The organism is Pseudomonas sp. AC255, from assembly GCF_979258175.1.
The window spans coordinates 2,937,727-2,962,047 of record NZ_OZ409841.1; the positions used below are offsets into that span (position 1 = coordinate 2,937,727).

The 24,321-nt window shown below is 62.0% G+C and carries 21 protein-coding genes and 1 pseudogene; 20 read left to right on the forward strand and 2 right to left on the reverse strand.

What is annotated here, in order from left to right; genetic code table 11:
• Positions 1-34: 34 nt before the first annotated feature.
• On the forward strand, positions 35-979 hold the full coding sequence (locus ACZZ0K_RS13380; protein WP_463559143.1) for a LysR family transcriptional regulator: 945 nt from the start codon (positions 35-37) through the stop codon (positions 977-979).
• On the forward strand, positions 976-1,995 hold the full coding sequence (locus tag ACZZ0K_RS13385) for an AraC family transcriptional regulator (protein WP_463559144.1): 1,020 nt from the start codon (positions 976-978) through the stop codon (positions 1,993-1,995). The genes ACZZ0K_RS13380 and ACZZ0K_RS13385 overlap by 4 nt, the downstream gene beginning before the upstream one ends.
• Before the next feature lie 140 nt (positions 1,996-2,135).
• Here the strand turns inward: ACZZ0K_RS13385 and ACZZ0K_RS13390 are convergent, their stop codons facing one another.
• Positions 2,136-3,833 (reverse strand): sulfatase-like hydrolase/transferase, encoded by a 1,698-nt coding sequence (locus ACZZ0K_RS13390; protein WP_463559145.1) that lies wholly within the window; start codon positions 3,831-3,833, stop codon positions 2,136-2,138.
• A 389-nt stretch (positions 3,834-4,222) separates the two neighbouring features.
• Between ACZZ0K_RS13390 and ACZZ0K_RS13395 the strand changes: the two genes are divergently transcribed.
• The 17 genes from ACZZ0K_RS13395 to ACZZ0K_RS13475 all read left to right on the forward strand — a co-directional run bounded on the left by ACZZ0K_RS13395 (position 4,223) and on the right by ACZZ0K_RS13475 (position 22,911).
• Entirely contained in the window at positions 4,223-5,575 is a 1,353-nt protein-coding gene (locus tag ACZZ0K_RS13395; RefSeq protein WP_252869170.1) for a UDP-glucose dehydrogenase family protein, read from the forward strand.
• A complete protein-coding gene (locus ACZZ0K_RS13400) occupies positions 5,572-6,606 on the forward strand; it encodes an NAD-dependent epimerase (protein WP_041478601.1) in 1,035 nt (344 codons plus the stop codon). Before ACZZ0K_RS13395 ends, ACZZ0K_RS13400 begins: the two co-directional genes overlap by 4 nt.
• A 14-nt stretch (positions 6,607-6,620) precedes the next feature.
• The gene (locus ACZZ0K_RS13405; protein WP_016774101.1) at positions 6,621-7,367 is read left to right on the forward strand and encodes a sugar transferase; all 747 of its coding nucleotides are present in this window, start codon (positions 6,621-6,623) and stop codon (positions 7,365-7,367) included.
• Positions 7,367-8,014, forward strand: coding sequence for a CpsD/CapB family tyrosine-protein kinase (locus tag ACZZ0K_RS13410; protein WP_024012451.1), 648 nt, complete (start codon positions 7,367-7,369; stop codon positions 8,012-8,014). The genes ACZZ0K_RS13405 and ACZZ0K_RS13410 overlap by 1 nt, the downstream gene beginning before the upstream one ends.
• 21 nt (positions 8,015-8,035) lie before the next feature.
• The gene (locus ACZZ0K_RS13415) at positions 8,036-9,058 is read left to right on the forward strand and encodes a polysaccharide biosynthesis/export family protein (RefSeq protein WP_041478599.1); all 1,023 of its coding nucleotides are present in this window, start codon (positions 8,036-8,038) and stop codon (positions 9,056-9,058) included.
• Between the two features lie 16 nt (positions 9,059-9,074).
• Complete coding sequence (locus ACZZ0K_RS13420; RefSeq protein WP_252883538.1) at positions 9,075-10,667, forward strand: GumC family protein; 1,593 nt, start codon at positions 9,075-9,077, stop codon at positions 10,665-10,667.
• Positions 10,664-11,755, forward strand: coding sequence for a glycosyltransferase family 4 protein (locus ACZZ0K_RS13425; RefSeq protein ID WP_252883537.1), 1,092 nt, complete (start codon positions 10,664-10,666; stop codon positions 11,753-11,755). Before ACZZ0K_RS13420 ends, ACZZ0K_RS13425 begins: the two co-directional genes overlap by 4 nt.
• On the forward strand, positions 11,752-13,122 hold the full coding sequence (locus ACZZ0K_RS13430) for an O-antigen ligase family protein (protein WP_095179533.1): 1,371 nt from the start codon (positions 11,752-11,754) through the stop codon (positions 13,120-13,122). Before ACZZ0K_RS13425 ends, ACZZ0K_RS13430 begins: the two co-directional genes overlap by 4 nt.
• On the forward strand, positions 13,119-14,087 hold the full coding sequence (locus tag ACZZ0K_RS13435; protein ID WP_150635725.1) for a glycosyltransferase family 2 protein: 969 nt from the start codon (positions 13,119-13,121) through the stop codon (positions 14,085-14,087). The genes ACZZ0K_RS13430 and ACZZ0K_RS13435 overlap by 4 nt, the downstream gene beginning before the upstream one ends.
• Entirely contained in the window at positions 14,080-15,216 is a 1,137-nt protein-coding gene (locus tag ACZZ0K_RS13440) for a glycosyltransferase family 2 protein (protein WP_041478594.1), read from the forward strand. The genes ACZZ0K_RS13435 and ACZZ0K_RS13440 overlap by 8 nt, the downstream gene beginning before the upstream one ends.
• Positions 15,217-15,229: 13 nt before the next feature.
• Positions 15,230-16,231: a polysaccharide deacetylase family protein gene (locus ACZZ0K_RS13445; protein WP_041478593.1), complete on the forward strand. Its 1,002-nt coding sequence runs from the start codon at positions 15,230-15,232 to the stop codon at positions 16,229-16,231.
• Complete coding sequence (locus tag ACZZ0K_RS13450) at positions 16,228-17,532, forward strand: oligosaccharide flippase family protein (RefSeq protein WP_463559146.1); 1,305 nt, start codon at positions 16,228-16,230, stop codon at positions 17,530-17,532. Before ACZZ0K_RS13445 ends, ACZZ0K_RS13450 begins: the two co-directional genes overlap by 4 nt.
• Positions 17,529-19,448, forward strand: coding sequence for a hypothetical protein (locus ACZZ0K_RS13455; RefSeq protein ID WP_463559147.1), 1,920 nt, complete (start codon positions 17,529-17,531; stop codon positions 19,446-19,448). The genes ACZZ0K_RS13450 and ACZZ0K_RS13455 overlap by 4 nt, the downstream gene beginning before the upstream one ends.
• A 68-nt stretch (positions 19,449-19,516) precedes the next feature.
• The gene (locus ACZZ0K_RS13460) at positions 19,517-20,206 is read left to right on the forward strand and encodes a GNAT family N-acetyltransferase (protein WP_095179528.1); all 690 of its coding nucleotides are present in this window, start codon (positions 19,517-19,519) and stop codon (positions 20,204-20,206) included.
• A gap of 4 nt (positions 20,207-20,210) precedes the next feature.
• Positions 20,211-21,398: a GNAT family N-acetyltransferase gene (locus ACZZ0K_RS13465; RefSeq protein WP_252877833.1), complete on the forward strand. Its 1,188-nt coding sequence runs from the start codon at positions 20,211-20,213 to the stop codon at positions 21,396-21,398.
• The gene (locus tag ACZZ0K_RS13470; RefSeq protein WP_315435657.1) at positions 21,370-22,161 is read left to right on the forward strand and encodes a carbohydrate deacetylase; all 792 of its coding nucleotides are present in this window, start codon (positions 21,370-21,372) and stop codon (positions 22,159-22,161) included. Before ACZZ0K_RS13465 ends, ACZZ0K_RS13470 begins: the two co-directional genes overlap by 29 nt.
• Before the next feature lie 57 nt (positions 22,162-22,218).
• Positions 22,219-22,911, forward strand: a complete 693-nt coding sequence (locus ACZZ0K_RS13475) for a GNAT family N-acetyltransferase (protein WP_041478587.1) — start codon at positions 22,219-22,221, stop codon at positions 22,909-22,911.
• A gap of 126 nt (positions 22,912-23,037) precedes the next feature.
• Here the strand turns inward: ACZZ0K_RS13475 and ACZZ0K_RS13480 are convergent.
• Positions 23,038-23,834: pseudogene (locus ACZZ0K_RS13480) on the reverse strand (class I SAM-dependent methyltransferase).
• Positions 23,835-23,973: 139 nt separating this feature from the next.
• Here ACZZ0K_RS13480 and ACZZ0K_RS13485 point away from each other — a divergent pair.
• The gene (locus tag ACZZ0K_RS13485) at positions 23,974-24,321 is read left to right on the forward strand and encodes a hypothetical protein (RefSeq protein ID WP_150741558.1); all 348 of its coding nucleotides are present in this window, start codon (positions 23,974-23,976) and stop codon (positions 24,319-24,321) included.

Below are 24,321 nucleotides of genomic sequence, written 5' to 3' on the forward strand. Positions count from 1 at the left end.
ATTAAAAGTATTCACAAAATGCAGGAGACGCATGATGGATCTTCGCCAGCTTCGCCACTTGGTCGCCCTCGCTGATTACCGCAACTTCGGTCGCGCCGCCGAGGCGATCAACCTCAGCCAACCAGCGTTCAGCCGCAGCATCCAGACTCTGGAGCGTGACCTTGACTGCGAGCTGGTCGAGCGCAGCAGCCGTGAGTTTCGCCTGACCGGGCAAGGCCAACTGGTGCTGCAACATGCGCGGCGCCTGCTCGCTGGCAGTCAGGCGCTGCACAACGAATTGACGCAATACAACGGCCTCACCGGCGGCGAACTGCAATTCGGTTGCGGCCCGTATCCGGCGCAAGTGCTGGTGCCGGAAGCGCTGGCCGATTTCATTCAGGCGCATCCGGCGATTCGCACGCGGTTTCATCAGGGCGACTGGCAGCAATTGACGCTGTGGTTGCGCGAGCAGCAGATCGAGTTTTTCGTCGCCGATGCGCGGCACTTCGTCAGCGATCCGCAGTATGAGGTGCACCTGCTGCGCACGCGGCCGGGACGGTTTTTCTGTCGCGCTGGCCATCCGCTTGCCGCGCAACGAGACCTGCGCTTGCGCGCCCTGCTCGATTACCCGATCGTCGGCACGCGCATTCCACCGATGATCCGCAAGGTGCTCGCCGATATCCTCGGTGAGCAGGACTTCACCCCGAGCGTCGAGTGCGCACAATTTGACGCGATCCAGCGCGTAGTGCTGCGTTCAGACGCGGTGGGGCTCGCCACGCTTGAGGCCTTGCGTGAACAACTTGATCGAGGCCTGATCGAGCTGCTCGACTTTGTCGACGTCCCCCATGACGAGGCGGCGCTGCAATTGGGTTACGGCATCGTCAGCCGCGCCGGTTTTACCCTGACGCCAGCAGCGCGGGCGATGATCGAGGCGATCCTCAGCGTCGATCAGCGTTTGCTGGCGGCTAACGGAGCGACGGGAGACGCGCGCGCAACATGAGCAAAACCCATCCGCAACCCGTCAACGCTTTTTACGCGCCGACCCTGCTGCCGGCCATTGAAGAATTGCTCGCGCGCGGCGTTACCCAAGGCGCAATCGAAGCGCAGCTGCGCCGCAGCCTGTTCGATCTGCGCACGCCGTTCACGCGCATGCCGCTGCTGATGTCACGGCGCTTCTGGGCGTTTGCCGTGGAACAGAGCGGGGATCCACTGATCGGTCTGGCGGCGGGTGAACGTTTCGTTTCGACGGCCAGCAACGGGCTGACCTATCTGTTCGATGTCGCCGTGTCGCTGGAACGTGCCTGTGCGTTTTTCGCCGAGTACTTTGCGTTTTTCAACGGACATTTCCGTGTGCAAATCCTGCGTAAAGATGACGGCGTAACACTGCGTCTGGTCGAAGCCGGCAGTCTGGGTGCTCCGGCGGCGCTGACCGATTACCTCCTCGTCAGCCTGTGCAGCCTGGTGCGACGCAAATTGCTCGCCAGCGGCGTGAATCGTGATCCGGTGCTAGGTGTGGCACTGGCATCGGCAAGCCGCGAGCAGCATCAATCGGCATTGCGCGCCCCGGTGAGCGCAGAGCAATCATGCGCGGCGATTTATCTGGATCCTCAGCTGTTCGTGATGCCGTTGACACCGGGCAATCCGGCATTGGAGACAACGCTTGTCGATCTGCTGGAACAGACCCGACGTCTCAGTGAATCGACCTTGCTCGGACAGCTCAGCGATTATCTGATCGAAGATCTGGCGACAGCGGATTGGCAGCAGTTCTGTGTTACACAGCATTTGCTTGAGCGCACGGCGGCAAGGCGTTTGAAGGCGTTGGGCTGGACTTTCAGCGAACTGCTTGATGAGCATCGCCGCTATCGTGCCGAGGACCTGCTGCAATCCGGGGCGCTGGAGCTGGTCGAAGTGGCTGATCGGTTGGGTTACAGCGATGTGCAGGGATTCAACCGGGCTTTCGCGCGCTGGCTGGGGTGCGCGCCTGGGGAGTATCGCGCGCGGTGGCTGAAGCTTTGAATTGGCTGGTGTCAGTGCTGGCCCCATCGCTGGCAAGCCAGCTCCCACAGAGGCCAGTGCTGACACAGGATTTGTGAACAACCTCGAACCCTGTGGGAGCTGGCTTGCCAGCGAAGAGGCCCGCCCGAGCAATCAAAAACTCACTGCCCCGAAGCCACACTCGCCGGCGCCCGCTCAGGCGTAACAATGCTGCCCAGATCGATATGCTTCCACTCAGGCTTGGCCCCCAAGCGCGCATTGAAGCGGTAGTTGAAAGTGAACTCATCCGCCGTCGGCACGCTCAGCGGTTTGCCATATACCGCTTCGATTGCGCCCAAGTCGTAGCCCATCACCTGCAACAGTGTCGGGAAGATGTTGTAGTGGCTGGAGCGGTCCTTGTTTGCCGGCAGATTCGCCGCCCAGTCCGGCGCCTGCAATCCACGGCCCTGAATCACCACCAGCGGCACCAGCCCCTCCTCTTCCACCGGGTCGCCGCCGCAATGGGTATTCAAGCCCGGGTTGCCGCGCTCATGCAGATCCTGGCCATGATCGGAGGTGTAGATCAGCAGCGCATTGTCCAGGTTGGCTTGGGCAAACACCCTCGCGAAGAACTCGCCGACGTTCCACAACAGCGTGTTCTTGTAGGCGTTGCGATACAGCACCCAGTCATCCGGCTGGCCATTGAAACCGGGGCGTTCGCCAGTGTCGGCGACTTCGGTGAACTGCCCGCGCGGCAGCGTCGGCCGGTAGGCCATGAACGCGTCCGGGTATTTGTCATGCACCGGAAAATGCGCGCCGACCTTGTTGATCACGATCAGCTCGGGGCGATCGTCATTGAGCAATTCGATCAGCTTCGCCGCTGCCGCCATATCGCGGTCGCGCACGCTGGTCTGGTCGAATTGCACGAAACTGTCGATGTCGTTTTTCTCGGCAGCGGTCATCAGGTTCTGCAGGTTGCCGGCCGTGCGTTGGGCGTCGATGTACACCGTGCCGAGCCCGGCCTTCTTCGCGTACTGCCAGATCGACGGCAACGTGCTGTTGATGCGCCTGTAATCGGCGCGGGTGCCGCCGTAGCGCAAGGTGACGTTGGTGTCGGCGCTGCAGTTGGCAATGGACGCGGCATAACCGAAGTTGAAGACATCGACCCCGGCCGGCGCTTGCTTGAGGTTGCTGTGCACGCCGAACGGCGCGTTGATGTCGAGGTAATTGCCGGAAATGCTTTCGTCGATGATCAGCACGATGTCGTGGCCGACGGCGGGCGTGGCGCGCGCAAGCGTCACCGCTTCACGGGGGCCGACGGTGTCATGCAACGCTTCGTAGGCAAACAGGTTGAGGTAGGCCAGCGGCGTGTACATGATCGGCAGACCACGTGCGCCCTCACCCGCACGTAAAAACAGCAAAGCGCTGAGCATCAACACGCCGATGACCGGAGCCGCTACCCGCAACGTATTGGGTATGAACAGCGCATGACGCGGCTTGAGTCCGATGCCGAATAACAGCAGCAAGCCACTGAGCAGCGCGCGCAGGATCGCGTCGCGATACTGATAGGCCGCTTCCTGAATGAAGCCGCCGGAGTACACCAGCGAGACAAAATCGCTGTACCTCAGGTAATCCGCGGTGACCCGGGTGTAAACATCAAAAAAAACCGCTGCGGCAAACATCGTTAATGCGAACACATGTCGAACGAGAGCCTGACGTATATAGGCACTTAGATATAACGCGAAAGTAAGCGCCAAAAACATCGCGCCAAAAACAAGTGCATTGAAACCCCACCCGATAGCATTTAACCGGTCCAGATAATAGTCGGAAAAGAGCAATAGATAGGCAACTAAAAGCAGTTCCTTGGCGTATTTGAACATGGCGATACCGGCCGTCCGAAATGGGAAGTTGTCAAAGCTTTGTCGGTTAGAACCTGACACTAGCACCCGGCCATCAAAGCGCAAGAAATGACTGATAGCCGGGTAAAGCGTCAAAAAAACGGTGACTCAAATCTGACACACCCGCGGGGATGAAAGCCTTTAATTTCGGGGACTTAGACCGTCTGTCGGTTAAATTGAATCTGAACAAATCTGCAAAGAAACAACAAATTCAATCGCAGCAATGACTTGATGGCCAATCGCCAAAAACGCCTCAAGTGTTATACCCGTGCAACATGTCATTTTGCTGACACGCTTTTCAAACCCTGCGCTATACCCCTTTAACAATCTCATTCCGTAGTTAACTTTTCTGGTTTTATTGAGGTGCGCAGATGGACGTGAGCGTATTTGGCACTGGCTATGTCGGACTTATACAAGCCGCTGCACTTGCCGATGTCGGTCATCGGGTTTTATGCATTGATATTGATCCGAACAAGATCAAACAACTGCAACAAGCGGTACCGCCCATCAGTGAGCCAGGCCTGTCCGCAACACTTGAAGAAAACATCAAGGCCGGGCGCTTGTTGTTCAGCACCCAGGCCAGTGATGCGGTGACTCACGCCGAGCTGATTTTCATCGCCGTCGGCACCCCGGCGGACGAAGACGGCTCCGCCGACCTCAGCCATGTGCTCAACGTCGCCCGGCAGATTGCCGGCCTGATGGAGGCCGATCGCACGCTGATCATCAAATCCACAGTGCCGGTCGGGACTGCCGATCAGGTTCTGGCCACGGCCACCAACGAATTGCTGCAGCGCGGCAAAACCGAGCTGCAGGTGCGCGTGGTATCCAACCCGGAATTTCTCAAGGAAGGCAGCGCCCTCGCCGACTGCATGCGCCCGGACCGGATCATCATCGGCACCCGCGACGACGCTGCCCGCGAGCAGATGAGCGAGCTGTACGCGCCGTTCTGCCGCAACCACGAAAAACTGATGTTCATGGACAACCGCAGCGCCGAGCTGACCAAGTACGCGGCCAATGCGATGCTCGCCACCCGCATCAGTTTCATGAACGAACTGGCCAATCTCACCGAGCTGCTCGGCGCCGACATCGAAGCGGTGCGCAAAGGCATCGGCTCCGACCCGCGCATCGGCTACCACTTCATCTATCCGGGCTGCGGCTTCGGTGGCTCGTGCTTTCCCAAGGATCTGCGGGCCTTGCTGCACACCGCCGAACACAACGGCATGCCGTTGAAACTGCTGCGCAGCGTCACCGACGTCAATGACAGCCAACGGCACATCCTGTTCAGCAAACTGCGCGCGCAGTTTCCGCAAGGCCTGGCCGGCAAATCCATCGCGGTCTGGGGCCTGGCGTTCAAACCGAACACCGACGACATGCGCGAAGCCCCCAGCCGTTACCTGATGGACGCGTTGTGGGCCGAAGGCGCCAGCGTGCAGGCCTACGATCCGGAAGCCATGTCCGAGTGCCGACGCATCTACGGCTATCGCAACGACCTGCACTTGTGCGCGACCCGCGACGACACCCTTGAAGACGCCGACGCGCTGGTGATCTGCACCGAGTGGAAAAACTTCCGCGTGGTCGATTTCGAGCTGCTCGCCGAGAAGCTGCGTTCGAAAGTGATCATTGACGGGCGCAACCTGTACAACCCGGAACAGGTAGCCGCCGCCGGCCTGCATTACAGCGGTATCGGTCTGCGCCACATCGCCCCTGAAGGGCTGCGGCCATGAAGATTCTGGTGACCGGTGCCGCCGGTTTCATTGGTGCCCATTGCGTCCTGCGCTTGCTGCGCGACGGGCATTCGGTGGTCGGCCTGGACAATTTCAATCACTACTACGACCCGCAGCTCAAGCACGACCGCGTGCAGTGGGTGCGCGAGCAGGTCGGCGATTTTCCGCTGGCGACGGTGGATCTGGCCCACGCTTCAGCGATCGACGCGTTGTTTGCCCGCGAGCAGCCACAAGTGGTGATCCATCTGGCCGCGCAGGCCGGGGTGCGTTATTCGCTGGACAATCCACGGGCGTATCTGGACAGCAACCTCAACGGTTTCCTGAACATTCTCGAGAGCTGCCGCCACCACCCGGTCGAACACCTGATCTACGCCTCGTCGAGTTCGGTGTACGGCGCCAATCAACACACGCCTTACTCGGTCAAGGATGGCGTCAACCATCCGCTGTCGCTGTACGCCGCGACCAAAAAAGCCAATGAACTGATGGCGCACAGCTACAGCCATCTGTTCGGCATTCCCTGCACCGGCCTGCGCTTTTTCACCGTGTACGGGCCTTGGGGTCGGCCGGACATGTCGCCGATCCAGTTCGCCCGGGCGATCAGCGAAGGCGAGCCGCTGAAGCTGTTCAATTACGGCGAGCACCAGCGCGATTTCACCTACATCGACGACATCATCGAAAGCATCGCACGCCTCATCGATCAGCCACCGCAAGCCAATCCGCAGTGGGATCGCGAGCAGCCCGACCCGGCCAGCAGCATGGCGCCGTGGCGTCTGTTCAACATTGGCGGGCAGCAGCCGGTTGCACTGAAAACCTACCTCGCGCTGATGGAAAAACATCTCGATCGGCAAGCCATTGTCGAGCTGCTGCCGCTGCAACCGGGCGACGTGCTCAACACCTGCGCCGAGGCCAGCGATCTGGCCCAGGCCACCGGATTCCAGCCCCGAATAGAACTGGATGAAGGACTGGGCCGCTTCATCGCCTGGTTCCGCGACTACTACCCCACTGCCCGTGCGCCGCTTGCGGCTGATTGAATGCGGAGGACGCCATGACTGGACATGAAAGAAGTGTGTCGATTGCACAGATGCGCCCTGACAAGCGCGTCGACCCGGAACATCGCATGCGCCTCGACGCGGCGATCCATCGTCAGGGTCGCGGCTGGCTCAGCGGCCGCGATGGCGGCCGCCCATGGCAGCTGTCGCGGACCAACCGGGTGGTCGCCTGCCTCGGCGCGCTGACGATTCTCGTGCTGATCTCGCCAGTGCTGCTGGGCCTGGCCCTGGCCATCAAGCTCACCAGCCCGGGGCCGGTGCTGTTCGTGCAGAAACGCACCGGTTATCGCGGGCGCAAGTTCGGCATGTTCAAGTTCCGCACCATGGTCAGCAACGCCGAAGAACTCAAAGAGTCGCTGCGCCACCTGAACAAACACGGGGCTGACGCCATCGACTTCAAGATCGACAAGGACCCGCGCGTCACCGGCATCGGCAGTTTTCTGCGGCGCACCAGCCTCGACGAGCTGCCCAATCTGATCAACGTAGTGACCGGCGACATGCGCCTGGTCGGCCCTCGTCCGACCTCGTTCAACGCCTACCGCTACAAGGACAATCACCTCGCGCGTCTGGCGATCTACCCCGGCATGACCGGTCTGTGGCAGATCTCCGGACGCAGCAACATCGACTTCGACCAGCGCGTTGAGTTGGACCTCAGCTACATCGCCGAGCAGAGCCTTCTGCTTGATCTGAAGATTCTGTTGAAAACCCCCTTCAAAGTATTCAGCGGCCACGGAGCAAGCTAATGGACGGTTCAACCAATAAAAGCCTGAGCATCGCCAGCCCCAGCGAATCGAATCTGACTTCGACCGTGCTGGATCTCGATCTGCGCATTCTGTTCCTGACCGCCGCCAACCCCGGCGCCGGCACCACCACCAGCGCTCTGGCACTGGCCAGTCAGCTGGCGCAGATGAGCAGCGGCCAGGTGCTGCTGGTCGACGCCAGCCAGTCGGCGAACAACCTCACCCAGCAGATGAACCTCGGCAAGGAGCGCGGCCTGCGCGACCTGCTGTTCAACCCGGGCAACCCGCCGCTGTTGCAGGACTGCGTGGTGCAGGTCTCGAGCCTGCCCTTCCATGTGCTGCCCAACGGCCGGCCGATCCGCACGCTGGAACACCTGACCGCCGAGCGCCTGAGCCCGTTGCTCGACCAGTTGGGCAGCCAGTACCGCTTTGTGGTGATCGACGGCGACGCGGTGTATTCCGCCGCCGACACCCTGGTCATCAGTACTCAGGTCGACGGTGTGGTGTTTGTCGTGCGCGCCGAAGACACCCGCTGGGAAGTCGCCCAGGCCGCTGTGCAACGCCTGACTCAGGCCGGGGCGAAAGTGGTCGGCAGCGTGTTCAACCGGCGCAAGTACTACATGCCCAAATGGCTTTACAAAAACCTGTAAGCGAACGCAAAGGATGACGCCATGAACGCCAGAATGCTTGTCCTGCTGTTGCTGCCGCTTGCGGGCTGCTCCAGCACTTCCGACACCCAGAACATGCCGGTGAATATTCTCACCGCCTCCCCGGCCAACGCCCAGGCGACCGATATGCCGAAGATCGAGCAGACCCTGCGCCCGCAGGATGTGCTGGACGTGATCTTCCATATCAGCACCAGCGGCTCGGACGCCTACCGCGTGCAATCGGGCGACCAGATCGGCCTGAATTTCACCGCCGCCAGCCAGCTCAACGGCAATCAACTGGTGCTGCCCGACGGCACCATCGAACTGCCGGGCGCCAACACCTCGGTGAAAATCGCCGGGCTGACCAGCGAAGAAGCGCGCCAGGAAATCCAGCGCGTGTATCAGCGCAAACAGCTGTTCCAGCCCAACCGCAATCAGCTTACCGTGCAGATCATCAGCCCCTTGAGCAACGAGCAGAACCTTAAAAGTGCGCTGAACCACCCGGCCACCGGCATGAGCCGCGAGATCACCGTCGGCACTGACGGCTACGCGAGTTTTCCGGAAATCGGCGCCGTGCCGCTGCAAGGCATGACCGTCAATCAACTGGAAACCTTCCTCAACAAAAAGTACGCGCAACTGCCGGGCCGCATGACCGTGGACGTGCTGCTCAAGTCCACCGCAGGCAACGAGATCTACGTGCTCGGCGAGGTCGCACAACCGGGCTCGTATCCGATCCGCCGGCCGGTGTCGGTGCTCGAGGCGCTGACCCTGGCGCGCGGTACCAACGTCAAGGCGCGGCTGGATTCGGTGGTGATCATGCGGCGCAACGGCAATCAGGTGAAAGCCGTGCGCTACGACGTCGAAAAAGCGCTGTCCGGCGACGCCCCGCAAATCGCCTACCTGCAACCGGACGACATGCTCTACGTGCCAAAAACCAAACTGGCCAGCGCCGGCGAACTCGCCCGCCAACTGGCTGATGTGGTGCTGTTCCAGGGCGTCGGTTTCAGCTTCGGCTACCGCGTCGACAACAAAGACAGTGACAACTAACTCACAGGTGACCGACATGAACCCAAAGGAAAACTACCTGCATGAGTTCTTCAGGATTTTCTTCGCCAACAAGCAACTGGTGAAGCGCGTCTTCCTGACCTTTGCAGTCATCGCCCTGCTCCTGCCGTTGCTGCTCAAACAGAGCTTCGATATCACCGCGCAGGTCATCGTGCAGTCGAAAAAACTCTCTCAGGGCGACGCCACCACGTCGCTCACGGTGGACAACGCCACGTTCATTCCGCCGTCGCTGGCGGACATGGAAACCGAGAGCAACATCCTCCGCTCGCCAGCACTGATCCGTCAGACCATCAGCGAACTGCGCGACAACGGTGAATACAGCCCGCCACCCGGGGTGTTCGCCAAGTTGCTTGGCGAACCGTTCAAGCGCTACGTCTCGACACCGCTGCGCGAGTACGTCATCAACCCGCTGCGCAACGGGCTCGGCATGGAAACCGATCCGGTACGTGACACCACCCTCGACGCCCTGACCCAGCAAGCCGTCGACAGCCTGAAAATCGAAACCCTGCCCGGCTCCAACGTGATCTCGATCACCTACAGCTTCCCGGATCCGCAGCAAGGCACGACGTTTGTCAGCGCCCTGCTGCAGAACTATCTGGTCAGCCGTCAGGCCCTGCAATCGATCGACTTGCCGCAGTCGTTCTACGAGACCAAAAAGCACCAGTATCAAGTGCGTCTCGATGGCCTGGAAGGTAATCGTCAAGCACTGCTGGAAAATGTCGGCGCAGCGGATCCGAAGGAGGAAATCACCTTCCGCCTCAACGCCATCAACACTGAAGAACAGGCGCTGAACCTGTATCAGGACCGCCTGCTGCAAAGCCAGCGCTGGCTCGAATATCTGAAAACCGCGCTCGCCGCCGCCAGCAGTAGCAAGCTCAACGACTACACCTTCCCCTACACCTTCACCACCACCGTCGACAACGTGGCGTTCGAGGACCGGGAAATCAAACAGATGGGCGAGCAACTAACCAGCCAGGTCAGCCGTTACATGAACGATCTGGCGGTGTTCCAGCCCGGCAGCGAACCGATGCTGTTGACCCGCGAGCAGATCGCCCGCACCCGTCAGCAGTTTCTCAAAGTGGTGAGCAACCGCATCCAGGAACGCACCGCCGATCTGACCGTGGTCAAGCAGGTGATCGAGCAGAAAACCGCGCGCATCGCCGAGTTCAAGAACCGCATCCGCGACCTGCAGCAGACCCAGAGCAAACTGCGCCAGATGGACACCGAGATCGATGCGCTGCACGCAGCGTTCTCGACCTATGCCCAGCGTTTTGCCGAAAGCAGCACCACGCGCTCGCTCAACGATGACCTGTCCAACGCCCGGGTACTCAGCCCGCCGTTCGAACCGACCGAGGCAGCCTTCCCGAAACCGCTGCTGATCATCCCGTTCGGGCTGTTCACCGGTCTGCTGCTGGCAATCGCGTTCGTCTACGTGCGTGAGTTCTTCGATCACCGCTTCAAGCATCCGGCGCAAATCAGCCATGAGCTGGGCCTGCCGGTGCTGTTGGTGCTCAACGAAGAAACGTCGCAGCCGGGCAATCCGCACAAGAACTGGACCATGCCGAGCCTGGTTCACTGGGTGCGCAATTGAACGCGGTGTCCACCCCAATCGTCGCCCTGCCGATCATTCATTTGCTCAGCAGCGGCGGCTTCTACGGGGCCGAGCGGATGTTGCTGGATCATTGCCTGGCCACGCCGGGGCAGCATCAGGTGCTGTTCCTCGACGCACCGCCTGAGCTGATCTCGCGCTTTCGCGAGGCTGGGGTGGACGCTCGCGCTTGTTCAGGGCCGGGCGAGCTGTTGCGGCACTTGCGTCAGCGCCGTGGCGACAAACCGTTGCTCAACACCCACAACTTCAAAGGCCTGCTGTTCGGCTGGGTCGGCGCCACGCTGTTGCGCCTGCCGCTGGTGATCACTCAGCACGGCTTCACCCCACGCAGTCGCAAGCAGAAGTTCTACACCTGGCTAAGCCTGCAACTGTGCCGCACGGCGTCGGTGAAACGGGTGGTCTGCGTGGCGGAAAGTATCGCCGTGCTGCACCGTCAGGCCAACGTCCGGACGGAGAAGTTGCAGGTGATTCCAAACGGTTTACCAGCGGCGCCAGCGATGCCGTCGCTGGCAGAGCGGCAACGCTGGCTGGCCGGTTACGTCGGGCGGTTGAGCAGCGAGAAAGGCCCGGACCTGTTCCTCGATGCGCTGATCGCATTGTGTCACCAGCATCCGCAACTGGACGCGGTGATGCTCGGTGACGGACCGGAACGCGAGGCCTTGCAGGCGCGCATCGATGCTGCCGGGTTGCAGCAGCGGATTCGCCTACCGGGCTACCAGACGGCGATGCAAGGCTGGTGGCAACAACTCGATGCGCTGGTGATCAGCTCGCGCACCGAGGGCACGCCAATGATTCTGCTCGAAGCGATGCAGGCCGGCGTGCCGGTGGTGGCGTTCGCGGTCGGCGGTATTCCCGATGTCCTGCAGGACCGTCACAACGGCCTGCTCGCGGCGCCGACGGATACCGCCGCCCTCGCCCGCCAGCTCGACACACTGCTGGCCGAACCGAAGCTGGCCGCGCAGTTGCGTGAAAACGCCAGACGCACCCAACAGGAACGCTACGACCTCAAGGCTTTGGCCGAACGCTGGTCGCAGCTGTACATCCACACGGCACGGGAGACACGCGCATGATTTTCCCGCTCTCGATCGTCAGTCTGTTCGCCCTGGTCAGCCTCGGTCTGCTGGCCAGTCCCTGGCCGTATCTGGCGCCGGGGGCGGTGATTGGCCTGGTCGGTTTCACCGTCCTGTACCGCAAGCCGACCTGGGGCCTGCTCGGCATTGCCGCGCTGGTGCCGTTCGAAGGGTTCTTCAAAGACAGTTCAGTGTCGGGAAGCAAGTTGCTCGGCGCCTCGCTGGCGGTGATCGTGATGCTGCAACTGGCGCTGCACCAGATTCCATCGCAACGCCTGCGCAGCAACCTGTGGCACTGCCTGATCGGCTTCATGGTTCTGTATTTTCTCAGCCTGCTCAATACCGATGACATGGGCATGTCGCTGGGGCATCTGCGCGAACTCAGCGTTGGTCTGGTGCTGTTTGTCATTACCTTGTTGATCGGCCGCGAACTGAACCTCGACCTGTTCGCCCGGCTGGTGACCCTCGCCGTCACCGCGACCTGCGCCATGGCAATGTTCTCGGCGAAGTTTCAGGATCAGGGCCGCGCCGCCGGCCTGCTCGAAGACCCCAACGCCTTCGCTATGCTCATCGCCTTCGCCATTCCTCTGGGTCTGCTGCTGGTGATCCGCAGCCCGAACCTGCTGCACCGCTTGTTCTGGGGCACCTGCTGCCTGCTGTTGCTCGGTGGCATGACCAAGACCGAATCGCGTTCCGGGCTGGTGGTATTGGCGTTGAGCCTGCTCATCGGCATCTGGCACTACCGCGCGCAACTGACCCACATCCGCCCACGGCACCTGGGTTTCGTCATGCTCGGTGCGGCCATCGTGATTCCGCTGGCGATCTACGCCATGCCGGCCGGTTACATGGCGCGGATCCAGTCATTGAGCATCCTCAGCGCCGGCTCCAAGGCGCAGGACGAATCCCTCGGCCGCCGTGCTTCCTACATCGTCGTCGGCGGCCAGATGATCCGCGAACATCCGGTGCTCGGCTCCGGTCCCGGCACCTTCCCACTGCATTACGCGACCACCGGTTACGCCAAGGCGTTTTCCGCCAACCGCAAGATCGGCGATCTGTACCGCCGCGCCCACAACACCTATTTGGAAATCTTCAGCGAACTGGGCGTGCCTGCCGGGCTGTTCTTCGTCGGCATGCTCGGGCTCGGTCTGTACAACCTGATTCGCGCGCGGGCGGCGTGGATGCTGCGCGGTGATGGACATCGGGCGGACATGATGACCCACATGGGGGTGAGCTTTCTGTCGCTGACCCTGTTCCTGATGTTCCTCAGCGCGCCGAACCAGAAATACGTGTGGATCATGCTGGCGCTGACCAGCGTCCTGCGCATCAAGGCCGAGCAGGCGCCACTGACCCCGGAGACGCAGGCATGAAGCGGATCAGCATCGTCATCCCGATGTACAACGAGGCGCGGCACATTGGCCGTACCCTGCTCGCCGCGCAGAAAGCCGCACACGCGGCCAACGTCGAGTGCGAGCTGATCGTGGTCGACAACGGCTCGACCGATCAGGGTCCGCAGATTGCCCGGCAGTTCGGCGCAACCGTGCTGAGCTTGCCGGGGCTGTTGATCGGCGCTCTACGCAATCGCGGCACGGCGATCGCCAGCGGGGAATGGCTGGCCTTCATCGACGCCGACGTGGAAATGCCTGAAACCTGGTTGCAGCCCTTGTTCGACATCCAAGCCAGTGGCCAAGCCGATGTGTTCGGCCTGGATCTGCATACGCCGGCCGAGGCGCCATGGTTCGCCACGGCCTGGCAGCGGCGCACTTCGCAGCCGTCGCACCGCGTCAGCCACAGTGTCGATTGGCTGCCCAGTTCCAACCTGCTGATGCGTCGCGACTGGTTCGACAAGGTCGGCGGTTTCAACGAGGCCCTGCGCACTGGCGAAGACAAGGAATTCACCCTGCGCCTGCACGAACAGGGCGCGCGTCTGCTGTCGGTCAATGACAAGGTCGCGCTGCACTGGGGTTACGAGATGAACTGGCGCGAATGGATGGGCAAGGAAATGTGGCGTCAGGGCAGCCATCTGCAACTGCTGCGCACCCATGGCATGAGCCTGCGCCTGCTGCGCTTTCCAATATTGTCGTTGTTGGTGTGGATCCTCGATTTCCTGGCGATTTCCGCACTGCTAGACGGCTTTCCCCATCACGCGGCGGTGATGGTCACCCTGACCGTGATCCCCGGTCTGGTCCTGAGCGTTCGCCAGAGCATCAAGCACCGCGATCCGATTCTGCTCCTGCAACTGTGGGGCCTGCACTGGCTGCGCCTGCACCTGGCCGGCGCGGCGTTCATTTTGAGTCTGTGTCAGTGGAACGCAAGGAGGCCTGCCCGTGGCTGAGTTCATTTTCTGGATGTGCCTGTTGCTGCCGGTCTACGCCTACGTCGGCTACCCGCTGTTGCTGACGATCCTCGCGCCGCTGTTTCCAGCGTGGCGACACACGCCGGCGCCGCCGCTGAACGTCAGCATCGTCATCGCCGCGCACAACGAGGCGCGGCATATCGAGCACAAGTTGCGCACGCTGCTGGCCCAGGATTATCAACCGGCAACGCTGCAGATCATTCTCGCCAGCGACGGCTCTACCGATGACACCGTGGCCTGCGCGCACAAAGTGATTGATCCGCGCATCACCGTGCTTGACCTGCCGCGTCAGGGCAAAGCCGCCACGCTGAATGCCGGCGCGGCCCTGAGCAGCGGCGACATTCTGGTGTTTACCGATGCCGACAACCAATGGTCACGCGACACTCTCGGCCACTTGCTCGCGCCGCTGAGCGATCCACAGGTCGGCGCCTGCGCCGGGCACATGGTGATCCCGGTTACTGGTGGCGGCCTGAGCATCGGCGACAGCCTGTACCGGCATTACGAAGGCTGGTTGCGCCGGGTCGAGAATCGCACCGGCTGCATGGTCTCGGCCGACGGCGCCCTGCTCGCCCTGCGCCGCGAGCTGTTCCAGAACGTACCGGCCGAGGTCAACGACGACTTCTTTATCAGCACCTGCGCGCCGGTAGCCGGCAAGCGCATCGTCTACGTTCCCGAAGCGCAAGTGATCGACCATGGCGTCGACGAGGCGGACAAACAGTTTCGCCGCCGGCAGCGCGTCACCGTCGGCGGCCTGCAAAGCCTGGCCCAGCGCCGCGAGCTGCTCAACCCGCTCAAGCATGGCCTGTATTCCCTGGCGTTGATCAGCCACAAACTGATCCGCCGCCTGGCGCCGGTACTCCTGCTGCCATTGCTGCTGAGCAATTGCTGGCTGTGGGACGAGCACGCTTTCTATCGCCTGAGCCTGATCGCGCAACTGTTCGGCTACAGCGTGGCAATTGCCGGGCTGCTGGATGCGCAACACCGCTTGCCGAAACCGTTCCGCCTCGCCGCGTTTCTGCTGGTCACCCTCGCCGGGATGAGTCTCGGCCTGTGGCAGTTCCTGCGCGGTCAGCGGTATGCCCAGTGGAATCCGGAACAGAACCGTTAAGAGGACCGAAGCCATGGCGATCAAACAACTGATAAAAAGCACCAGTGGCTGGCTCTATCTCAACTCGCCGGTGGGCCGTCAGCAGTTGCAGGGCGCGGGGGTGATTCTGATGCTGCACCGCGTGCTGTCCAATGACCGCGCCGCCGACCTGCCGCACCGCAATGAACTGTGCGTCGGACCGAAAGCGTTCGAGCATTTGCTGGTGTGGCTGCGCAAGCATTTCGACTGCGTGCCGCTGATGGAAATTCTCCAGCCCAACGCCCTGCGCAGCGAGCGCCCACGGGTGGCGCTGACCTTTGACGATGGCTGGCGTGACAACGCCGTCAACGCCTTCCCGTTGCTGCAGAAACACCAGGTGCCGGCGAGCATTTTTCTCTCCACCGATTTCATCGGCAGCCGCCAGCGTTTCTGGTGGGAAAGCCTTGGCGAAACCCTATGGGGCAGCCATGGCGATAAAGCACGCATGCACCTGATCGAATGCCTGCATGCGCGCAAACATCCGCTGCCGGTGCTGCTCGACGACATCGATGTCGAGCGCCGCAGCCTGGCGCTGCTGCATTACCTGCAAGGGCTGAAAAGCCTGGCCCCGCAGGAGCTGGAAGAACTCACCGACGAATGCCCGAAGGACTCGCTGCCACAGGCACTGGATTGGCATCAGGTGCGGGCAATGGAAGCCTCCGGTCTGGTGCGGTTCGGCCCGCACGGCGCCAGCCACGCAATCCTCACCGGTCTCGATGATGCGCGCCTGAGCGAAGAAATCCGCCGCAGCCGCGACGCATTGAACAACGGCTGCAACCGACCTCTACCGGTCTATTGCTACCCCAACGGCGACAACGATGATCGCGTTCGCCAGCAGGTCGCGGACCACGATTACCCGTTTGCGCTGGGCACCGGCACCGGGATCTATCGCGGCGACGGCGATCCGCTGAACCTGCCGCGTTTCGGCGTCAGCCAGCGCACCGCGCGCCATCCGCAATTGCTGTCTTGGCGGATCTACCGGGGAGCGCGGCCATGAGCCGAGGCAACTACCTCAAGCACCTCGCGTTGAGCATGGGCACCAAGCTGGCGATGATCGCCTTGCGTTTGCTGCGCAACGTCTTGCTCGCGCGGATTCTCGGCCCCAGCGAACGCGGCCTGTTCGCCCTGCTCAGCACCCTGCCGGATCTGATCAGTGCGGCCACCAGCGGCGGTTTGAATTCGGCGGTCGGTTATCAGGCGGCCAAGCAGCGGCCGATGGGTTTGCTGCTCAGTCAGGTGCTGGTGTTCGGCTGTCTGCTGGCCGGTTTGCTGACTTTGCTGGTGGTGGCGCTGGTACGCGAATTTGGCACGCAACTGGACGTGACCACGCAACTGGGCCTGCTCGCCTGGCTGTTGCTGCTGGCGGTGCCGTTGACCGTTTTGAAAAGCGGCCTGCTGACCCTGCACAACGCCTCGGGTGGCGTGATCGCGTTCAACGTCTTGCGCCTGATCGAATCGCTGGCGCCGCTGTTGCTGTTCGTCGCACTGTTCTGGATGTGGCAGAGCGCGGCGTTGGAGGCAGCGCTGATCAGTTGGCTGGCCGGTATCAGTCTGGTGGTGCTCGCCGGTTGGGTCTGGTTGAAGCGGGCGCAGCCATTGCAGTTGCAATGGGATCGCGCCAGCCAGAAGGAGCTGCTGCGCTACAGCGCGCGCAGCCATCCCGATCTGCTGTTCCAGCAAGTGATTTTGCGCTCCGATTACCTGTTCATCGGCGCCCTGCTCGGCAGCACCGCGCTGGGCCATTACGCCATGGCCAGCGCTGCTGCCGAATTGCTGTTGATCGTCCCCGAAGCGGTGACCACACCGCTGATGAAACGCCTGCTGCAACAGGATGAAGGCATGGACAAGGTCACTCCGCTGGCGCTGCGCCTGACCGCGACGGTGATGCTCGGCGCCTGTTTGAGCATGGCCGTGATCGGCGAGTGGTTGATCGTCACCCTGTTTGGCGCTGCCTACCAACCGGCGTACCCGGCGCTGCTGGCGTTGCTGCCGGGGCTGTTGGGTCTGTGCTACGCGAGCATTCTGCGCCTGGACTTGCTGGGCAAGAATCGCCCCGGCTCGGTGTCGTTGTTGATGGGCCTGGGCGCGCTGCTCAATCTGGCGCTGAACCTGGTGCTGATTCCGGCCTACGGCATCGTCGGCGCCGCCGCCGCATCATCGATGGCCTATCTGGCGGTGACCGTGGCCATGCTCGTGCTGTATTGCCGTTTGAGCGCTGTGCCGTTCTGGCAAACCCTGATCATCCTGCCCCGCGACGTGCTGCCGATGTGGTCGATGCTGCAGAGGAAACCCGCATGAAAGGCTGGTACCTGCTGTTCGGTCTCGGCCTGTCGCTGGACGCTTTGGCGGCGTCGATGCGCTGGGGCGAGATTCGTGACGGCAGTCTGTTTCTGCAAACCGATCAGCCTGACAGCGTGACCGTGCGCTGGACCCCGGCGTGGCAAGCGGATGCCAACGAAGAGCAGCTGTACCTGCTCGACGGTCGCGGCAAATTGCTCGGCGAACGCGTGATCAAGGCCAGCGAAACCCGTGGCAGTCAGACCTGGCCGCTGCTGCCCGGCGCGGCGAGTTATCGACTGGAAATTCCCGGCTACAGCTTCCGCCACTACCGCATCGAACACGATGAACGCACCGTTGCCCTGTTTGCCCCGGCCAAAGTGCACTTCAGTGCCGAAAGCAAAAATGGCGACGTGCTGTATTTCAAAGTCGCGGCCGGTGAGCATGCAGTGCTCGCCGGCAAGTTTCACGGCGGCGTCACCGCGCTACAGGCGCAGCGGATCGGCGACCACCAGGCGCTGACTCTCGCACTAAAGCCCTATCGCGCCTATTGGCAGTTCGATCAGGTCGCGTTGCCAGTCAGCCCCCGCGAGCAGGTCTGGCGCCTGCAACTGCAGGGCAGCGGCAAAGCGGCGTTCTGGCTTGATGGCACGACTAATCTGTTTGCGCAGAATCCGCAGCAACTGCAACCGCTGCGCGAAGAGATCGGAGATGTCCGGCTGGTGCTGCACGACAAAGTCCTCGGGCGCACGCCGGATCTCGGTATTGCCCTGCCCTACGTGATGCCGCCCGCAGCCAGCCATGCGCTGCTCGATGCGCTGAAACCGACGGCAGCGAGCTATTACAGTTTCGTCGACGTCACGGCGCAGAACCCGCAATTCGAAGACGCATTCCGCCGGGTCTATCAGCAGCGCTTCGGCATTCGCAACGACATCACCCTGCTGGCCGGCAGTCAGCGCCAGGCCGATCTGCGCGCCGACGTGCAGAGCAACAGCGGCCTCGACGCCTGGCTGGCGAGCACCCGCGCGCTGGGCGGCAATGGCACGCATTACATTGGCTTTGCCGACGAACCCAATCTCAACTATTCCAGCTACGGGCAATATCAGGCGATTTTCACCAGCATGGCCCGTCAGGTGCGCAGCGACCCGGCGAATGCCCGCGCCGGTGTGCGCATCGCCATGCCGGCCAGTTCGCGACTGGTCAACGGCCCGTTCGCCGATAACGCGGCGGACAAGCGCGGAATCGATTGGGCACGGCGCCTGCTCAGCGAGTCAGCCGATCAGGTCGATGCACTGGCCTGGCATGAATGGATGATTCGCGATCTGCTCGCCACCCGCGTCTACCGCGACAGCGTGCGCCGTGCCGCCGAACTGGTCGGCCGCGACGCCAATGGTCAGCCGCGCAAGGCCTTGCTGCTCGATCAGACCAACCTGTCCAGCGGCTCCAGCCTCAGCCCCTACGATCAGGAAACCCACTACACCTCGCTGTGGTGGGCCTCAGTGGTGATCAATGCCTCGCAGGACGGTTTGCTGAGCATGCTCAACTGGTTTCAGGCCGCTGACGAACCGCATTACCCCAAAGGCATGTTGCGCGTGTTGGGCGACGATCGCTTCGAGCTGAAACCGGTCGGCCTGGCCCAGCAATTCATCGCCCGCCACTGGCTGCACCAGGTGCTGCAACTGGACAACGACGCCTTCGAGGTGGATGTGCTGGCGATGGCCGGCGACGAGCAGCGCACGTTGCTCGGAGTGAACAAAGGGACGCGCCTGCAACGCGTCGATCTGAGCGGCGCCAGGTGCCCGCTGAACCATGGCGCCCTGCGTTACTTCGGCGCCGACAATCGCAGCCGCGACGCACCGTTTGCCTGCGACAACGGGCGCGTGCGTTTCGAACTGCCGGGGCAAACCCTGTTTGCCCTGAGCTGGAGCGCTTCATGAGCCGCCCTTCGATGCTCTGCCGCGCGGTCTTGATGCCGCGCATGGCACCTTCATCAGGAGAAGAGACCATGGATGTTTTGCAAAAACTCAGCGGACATATTCGTCGTAAAGGCCTGCGAGCGACCTTGGGCAAGATCCGCAAACTGTACATTTTTTCCCATCAGCAACTGCTGTGGATGGAGCGCGACCTGGTCAGCCCGGTGCCGCCGCACAAGCTCAAACCCTATCCGCCGCTGCGCGTGGTCAGGATCACCGCGGACAACGCCAGCGCTTTCGCGCGTTACTTTGGCGACCGTGTCGGCACGATGGCCGAGCTGGCCAAAGAGGGCCACACCGGGCACATGCATGTCGACGAGCAAGGCGATGCCGTGGCGTTTATCTGGGGCACGCCGCGCAGTTATTTCGATCGGCACTACTACGGCTGCCGATTCCCGGTGAAGCCCGGCGAGTTCTTCGAGTTCGGCGGCGAACTGGCCCGGGCCTACTGGGGGACAGAGCTGTCGGTGGACCTGCAATTGCGCCTGTGGGAAGCCATGGCCGCCCAGGGCTGCCGAAAAGTGGTCGATGTCTGTGAGTCGACCAACATCCCGGCACTCAAGCTGCATCTGCGCATGAGCTATACCGAACAACGGCGGATCATGAATATCTACACGCTGTTCGGCCGCTGGCGCTTCTATCGCGAAACCCGCTACAGCGGTTCGCGCCTGGCGGCGCTGGGTAAAACTTCCCGTCCACCTGTCAACGCAACGGCGGCCTGAACCTATGGTGATGCGATTCGAATGGTGCACATCCCTGTGCGCCGCCGACTTCCCGGCAACCGCGTATGAAACGCTGCGCCTGGGCGTGACCGACCATACGCCGTTCAACAATCTCGGCTGGTTATGTGCGGCGGAACAGGCTCTGGGTGAGGATCAGCGCCTGCACATTCTGCTCGGTTGGGAAGCCGCAGAACTACGCCTGTGCCTGCCGCTGGTAGCCAGCCGCGAGCGCTTCGCCGGCGTGCCGTTTCGGGTCTTGCATCACTTGGGTTATCCGCTGGCTGATCGTCTGGCCCTGCTGTCGTTGCTCGGCGGCGCGGACATGCACGAGGCGCTGCTGTTGATTCGCCAGCGCCTGCCCCATGCGCTGCTGCAACTCAATGAATTGTCGGAGCCTGCGGGTGAAGAAAGTGCCGTCACCGCATGGATGGCGCGCAGTTCTACGGCCGAGCGACGCCTGAGCTGCCGGGTGCCAGTGCATCTGATCAGCGAAGCCGACCATCAGGAAGTCTCCGGCGACCCGCGCTACAAACTGCGCCGGGCACGCAAACGGATTGCCGCGTGCGGTGCGCAGATCCGCCGGATTACCCCGGATGCGCTGAGCATGGCTGCCTTGTTGCAGACCATCAGCGAAGTCGAGGCGGTGAGCTGGAAAGGCGATGAAGGCGTCGGGATTTTCGCCACACCGCGCAGTCGCCAATGGATCGAACGCGCCTTCACCGCCCTCGCCGGCCAAGGCCTGGTACGCGTGGTGATGCTCGAGCTGAACGGCCGCTGCATCAGCTATCGCCTCGGCCTGCTCGAACAGGGCCGGCTCTACGATTACAACCTCGCCTTCCTGCCGCAGTACGCCGATCTCGGCAGTGGCCGGGTGTTGCTGGAGGAATGGATTCGCTGGGGCCTGGACGAGCACTGGCGCTGGATCGATGCCTCGCGGGTCAGCCTGGAAAACTCCAGCCATCAACTGCACGAACGCATGACCGGGCAATTGGAACACTGGCGCTGGAGTTTCTATTCGTGGCGCCCAAGTGGGCTGGCATTGGGTCTGGCGCTGCGCATCTGGTATCGCTGCAAGCCCGCCGTGCAGCAGTGGCGCACCAGGCGCGCCAACAAAAAATCTGCAGCACTGGTGCAACCTGTCGCAATCACTCCGGAGGGCGGCCATGCCTCGCCAAGTCATAGTCAACGCTGATGACTTCGGTCTCAGCGCCAACGAAAACGCAGTGATCTTCGCTGCCTTCCAGGCCGGCCTGATCAGCTCGGCCACGGCCATGGCCAACATGCCGGCGTTTGAAGCCGCCTGCACCATGGCCCGCCATCCGACGCTGCAAGGTCGGGTCGGCTTGCACTTCAACCTGACCTATGGACGCCCGCTGAGCCAAGCGATCCTGGGGCGGCGGACCTTTTGCGATGGCAACGGCGTGTTCGACCTCAACCTGCCCCGCCACAGCCTGTGGCTGAGTCGCGCAGACCGTGACGCGGTGCGCGCCGAGTTACAGGCGCAGTGGCAACGCTGCGTCGATCACGGCATGCGCCCGAGCCATATCGACTCGCACCAGCACGTACACAACATCTGGCCGATCGGCGAAGTCGTCGCGAAGTTTGCCGCCGAGCAAGGCGTACCGATTCGGCTGGCGCGCAACCTCGGGCACAACCTCACGTTGCCCAAGCGCCTATTCAAGGGTTTGCTCAATGGCCGTTTGCAGAGTCTGGCGCGGGTCACCGCCGATTACGTCTGTACACCGGTGGACCTGCGCAATGCCAGCGTCCCCAGCGACGGCGTGCTGGAAATCGTCGCCCACCCGACCCGCCTCGGCGTCGATTTCGGCGATGCCTATCTCGACTCCGGCGATTCTTTGAGCGAGGTACTTGAGCAGGGTTTGAGAGGCGTCGCGCGAGTCTCGTATGCCGACCTCAATCGAGAGGAAGCGCAGGGCGCTACGGCGCTCGAATGAATCACCGCTGTAACGACACTCACCACAACATCCGGGCCAAGACCCTGGAGGGGCATCATGAGCATCATCACCAAAGTGCAAGATCGCATCAGACAGAAAGGCCTGGGCCGCACCGTCGGCACGTTGTGGAAACGCTACGTGTTCTTCCACTGGGAACTGCTGTGGATGGAGCGCGACCTGGTCAGCCCGGTGCCGCCACACAAACTGCGCCCGTATGAAGGCCTGCGCAAAGTCGACATCACCCCGGAGAACGCCGTGGCGTTCAGCAAACACTTCGGCGACCGTGTCGGCACCATGGCCGAACTGGCTGCCGAGGGCCACACCGGGCACATGTACCTGGACGCCGATGGCCACGCCGTGGGCTTTATCTGGGGCAGCATTCGCGACTACCACGACCGCCACTATTACGGCTGCACCTTCCCGGTCAAACCCGGCGAGTTCTTCGAATTCGGCGGCGAAATGATCCGCGCCTACTTCGGCAGCAGCCTGTCGGTGGACGTGCAGGTTGCACTGTGGCAAGCGATGGCGGCGCAGGGTTGCACCAAGGTGGTCGACGTTTGCGAAACCCACAACATCCCGGCGCTTAAACTGCATATCCGCATGGGTTATCAGGAACAGGGCCGGGTGACCCACGTTTACTGCCTGTTCGGCCGCTGGAAATTCTTCCGCGAAACCCGCTATGAAGGCTCACGCCTGGATCCGCTGCGCAAACCGGGCCGGCCGGTGGTAAGTGCCGCGGCGCAGGCTTGATCCGGCCTTGTGAAATGTGGCGGTCGCAAGGCCGCCATCGCGAGCAGGCTCGCTCCCACATTGGAATGCGTTTCCCTGTGGGAGCGAGCCTGCTCGCGAAGAGGCCAGCCGTCGCAAAAAAGGTTCTCAGGCCTTGCTTGCCACCAGGCTAAAGCACATCGGCAGCTGCGCCTGCTGGTTCAGGTAGCAGTCATACACCTCTTCCCGGTTCGAATGCGCATATTCCTGAAAATCCACAATGCTCAGCCCCGCTCCAATGGCGCCGCTGAAGATCGCGCCCAGCGTATGCACGAACCAGTACGACTTTGCCGCCGGCTGCTCGACTTTACCTACGTAAACGATCGGCTCTTGCTGCACAAACGGCTCGGCACGGAAATACGAGCTGGCGAGGCGGAAAGGATCTTCAGCCCCTGGATCAACCATTTCCAGAAACGGATGGGTTTCGTAGATCACCAGTTTGCCGCCCGGCTTGAGCACCTGCGCGACATGACGGAAGAATTCGCCGATGTCAGGCATCCAGTTGAGTACCCCGATGGTGATCAGGGCGACGTCGAAGCGGTTATGCAGCGATGCGGGCAGATGGTGGATATCGCTCTCGACGAATTCGGCAGTATGCGGCGAGCGGCTGTTGAGCTCGCGGGCCTGCTCAAGAAACGCTGCCGATTGATCGACGCCGACGACACTGCGCGCACCCAGCGCAAACAGCGACAGGCTCTCCCGACCGTTATTGCAGCCCAGTTGAATCACGTCTTTGCCGTCGACTTCCAGCAAGCCGCGCAAGGTGTCATCGAGGCAGCAAAACTCCCCTGCGCAACATCGCTGAGCAATGCCTGCCAGTCCGGTGAATCCTGATGATGGCGAGCGGAATCGTTCCACGCCTGTCGATTGCTTTCGATGGCGGTTTTGGGGTTGGGCACTTCCATGGCGCTACTCCGGGTGAAGCTCGTGATTGAGCGGATGCGAGTCTAGATCATCGTGGCGATCGGGCGTGTTGCAAACTTGTAAGCGGTTTCACAGCTATAGTTAACAGCCTTGGGGAAAACCGCACTCGCAGGTGCCGCCATGCTAAAGCTCGATCGGCTGCTGTTGACTGGTTGTCTGCTCGCTGCCACTGAGGCGCAAGCGCTGGACAGCAATTTCATTTATTACGGGCCCAACCAGCCCTTCGCCCACCCTGCTCCGTACTCGCTGAATGCCACGCCGCCCAGACCTTACGAGGACACCGCGCCAGGAGACTTCATCGTGCTCCCGGGGGGCCAGGAGTTTACCGATTCACAATTGCCGACCGTGGCGGATGCGACGGTGCGGGTGTTTATCCGCACCTACGATGCCGAGCGCGGCATTTACGTGAATGACGAGGTGCTGGATCCGAGTTGTGTCCTGGAGTGCCTGAGCCGGCAGCAACACTGA

Excerpts from the sequence above, each read along its gene's own strand:
- ACZZ0K_RS13415 (WP_041478599.1), top strand. The coding sequence starts at position 8,036 with ATGAACGCCAGAATGCTTGTCCTGCTGTTGCTGCCGCTTGCGGGCTGC.
- ACZZ0K_RS13435 (WP_150635725.1), top strand. The coding sequence starts at position 13,119 with ATGAAGCGGATCAGCATCGTCATCCCGATGTACAACGAGGCGCGGCAC.
- ACZZ0K_RS13405 (WP_016774101.1), top strand. The coding sequence starts at position 6,621 with ATGACTGGACATGAAAGAAGTGTGTCGATTGCACAGATGCGCCCTGAC.
- ACZZ0K_RS13470 (WP_315435657.1), top strand. The coding sequence starts at position 21,370 with ATGCCTCGCCAAGTCATAGTCAACGCTGATGACTTCGGTCTCAGCGCC.
- ACZZ0K_RS13445 (WP_041478593.1), top strand. The coding sequence starts at position 15,230 with ATGGCGATCAAACAACTGATAAAAAGCACCAGTGGCTGGCTCTATCTC.
- ACZZ0K_RS13450 (WP_463559146.1), top strand. The coding sequence starts at position 16,228 with ATGAGCCGAGGCAACTACCTCAAGCACCTCGCGTTGAGCATGGGCACC.
- ACZZ0K_RS13430 (WP_095179533.1), top strand. The coding sequence starts at position 11,752 with ATGATTTTCCCGCTCTCGATCGTCAGTCTGTTCGCCCTGGTCAGCCTC.
- ACZZ0K_RS13485 (WP_150741558.1), top strand. The coding sequence starts at position 23,974 with ATGCTAAAGCTCGATCGGCTGCTGTTGACTGGTTGTCTGCTCGCTGCC.
- ACZZ0K_RS13380 (WP_463559143.1), top strand. The coding sequence starts at position 35 with ATGGATCTTCGCCAGCTTCGCCACTTGGTCGCCCTCGCTGATTACCGC.
- ACZZ0K_RS13400 (WP_041478601.1), top strand. The coding sequence starts at position 5,572 with ATGAAGATTCTGGTGACCGGTGCCGCCGGTTTCATTGGTGCCCATTGC.
- ACZZ0K_RS13390 (WP_463559145.1), bottom strand. The coding sequence starts at position 3,833 with ATGTTCAAATACGCCAAGGAACTGCTTTTAGTTGCCTATCTATTGCTC.
- ACZZ0K_RS13465 (WP_252877833.1), top strand. The coding sequence starts at position 20,211 with ATGGTGATGCGATTCGAATGGTGCACATCCCTGTGCGCCGCCGACTTC.
- ACZZ0K_RS13420 (WP_252883538.1), top strand. The coding sequence starts at position 9,075 with ATGAACCCAAAGGAAAACTACCTGCATGAGTTCTTCAGGATTTTCTTC.
- ACZZ0K_RS13460 (WP_095179528.1), top strand. The coding sequence starts at position 19,517 with ATGGATGTTTTGCAAAAACTCAGCGGACATATTCGTCGTAAAGGCCTG.
- ACZZ0K_RS13475 (WP_041478587.1), top strand. The coding sequence starts at position 22,219 with ATGAGCATCATCACCAAAGTGCAAGATCGCATCAGACAGAAAGGCCTG.
- ACZZ0K_RS13395 (WP_252869170.1), top strand. The coding sequence starts at position 4,223 with ATGGACGTGAGCGTATTTGGCACTGGCTATGTCGGACTTATACAAGCC.
- ACZZ0K_RS13385 (WP_463559144.1), top strand. The coding sequence starts at position 976 with ATGAGCAAAACCCATCCGCAACCCGTCAACGCTTTTTACGCGCCGACC.
- ACZZ0K_RS13410 (WP_024012451.1), top strand. The coding sequence starts at position 7,367 with ATGGACGGTTCAACCAATAAAAGCCTGAGCATCGCCAGCCCCAGCGAA.
- ACZZ0K_RS13455 (WP_463559147.1), top strand. The coding sequence starts at position 17,529 with ATGAAAGGCTGGTACCTGCTGTTCGGTCTCGGCCTGTCGCTGGACGCT.